Below are 955 nucleotides of genomic sequence, written 5' to 3'. Positions count from 1 at the left end.
CTCACCACTTTGTGGTTCATGACTGGGGTGAAGTCGTAACAAGGTAGCCCTAGGGGAACCTGGGGCTGGATCACCTCCTTATACGATGATTATTGCGATGAGTGTTCACACAGATTGATGGTTTATAAAGTAAAGAGATATGAACATCCCCCAAGATGTTCAAGCACTTAGTGTCCCGTTCGTCTAGAGGCCTAGGACACCGCCCTTTCACGGCGGTAACAGGGGTTCGACTCCCCTACGGGATACCATTGGGTCGTTAGCTCAGTTGGTAGAGCAGTTGACTTTTAATCAATTGGTCGCAGGTTCGAATCCTGCACGACCCACCATTTCTTCTCTTGAAGAAATAACTCTCAAGATGGGGCTATAGCTCAGCTGGGAGAGCGCCTGCCTTGCACGCAGGAGGTCAGCAGTTCGATCCTGCTTAGCTCCACCATTCTTGACGTCTACCACAGGACGTAAAACGTATGTGGGCGATTAGCTCAGTTGGGAGAGCACCTGCCTTACAAGCAGGGGGTCACTGGTTCGAGCCCGGTATCGCCCACCATTTTTAAGCGCACTTCTTTCAAATAGAAAGTCGCAAGTGCTTTTAAAAATGGTTACTTCATACGAAGTGATTTGCTCTTTAAAAATTTGGAAAGCTGACGAATAACAACAATCCCCTTATCTTTTAGATAAGCGTTGTTATTCAAATAAAAGTTCTCAAATCCTAAGTCTTACTCTTTTGTTAGAGAAAAGATTTAGGTACCAACACACATTCAAGTGTTCTTGGAAATTTGAGTCCGGCAAAATCGAGTCTGCATCATGTTTAAATAATTGCAGACAACTTTGGTTGTTTAAACGACAACTCCGTGGTTCGCCAATGCGAAACTCTTTGGGGTTGTATGGTTAAGTGACTAAGCGTACACGGTGGATGCCTTGGCAGTCAGAGGCGATGAAAGACGTAGTAACTTGCGAT

The 955-nt window shown here is 45.4% G+C and carries 4 tRNA genes and 1 rRNA gene; all 5 read left to right on the top strand.

The window, feature by feature from the left end:
• A 16S ribosomal RNA gene (locus tag ACSTTG_RS24160) occupies positions 1-81 on the top strand; the annotation flags it as partial.
• Between the two features lie 91 nt (positions 82-172).
• Positions 173-248, top strand: a tRNA-Glu gene (locus tag ACSTTG_RS24155).
• Positions 249-250: 2 nt separating this feature from the next.
• A tRNA-Lys gene (locus ACSTTG_RS24150) sits at positions 251-326 on the top strand.
• Positions 327-357: 31 nt separating this feature from the next.
• Positions 358-433, top strand: a tRNA-Ala gene (locus ACSTTG_RS24145).
• 35 nt (positions 434-468) lie between these two features.
• Positions 469-544: transfer RNA gene (locus ACSTTG_RS24140), tRNA-Val, on the top strand.
• Positions 545-955: the final 411 nt, after the last annotated feature.

The organism is Vibrio glycogenivorans (assembly GCF_051660965.1).
Lineage (GTDB): Bacteria > Pseudomonadota > Gammaproteobacteria > Enterobacterales > Vibrionaceae > Vibrio.
The sequence above is the reverse complement of the archived record's forward strand: the minus strand, read 5'-3'. Positions and strand labels throughout refer to the sequence as shown.